Source organism: Bradyrhizobium sp. UBA2491 (assembly GCF_002341725.1).
Taxonomy (GTDB): domain Bacteria; phylum Pseudomonadota; class Alphaproteobacteria; order Rhizobiales; family Xanthobacteraceae; genus Bradyrhizobium.
Window position 1 is genome coordinate 48,412 of the sequence record NZ_DDOP01000047.1, and the last position, 247, is coordinate 48,658.

The window sequence follows — 247 nt, forward strand, 5'->3', positions numbered from 1 at the left end:
GGGTCCGAGGCCACCGGCTTGGCGTTGGCCATCGCCTTTGCCAGCATCGGGCCGACCACCGAGTGACGGTCGAAAGCGCGGCCCGGGATGCTCAGGGTCTCCGGATTGCGCGGCTCGACGTCCATCAGCACGTTGATCGGCTTGTCGAGCGCCTTGAGGTCGAGCGCCTGGTCGTCGAAATCCCGGATCGTCGGATTGGTGAAGCCATTGGCCTTCAGCTCGGCTTCCGCTGCGGCAAGCTCGTTCG

The 247-nt window shown here is 66.0% G+C and carries 1 pseudogene; it reads right to left on the reverse strand.

Annotation, left to right across the window (positions count from 1 at the left end):
• Positions 1 to 247 (reverse strand): annotated as a pseudogene (locus tag B2W55_RS15945) (histidine kinase); the annotation flags it as partial.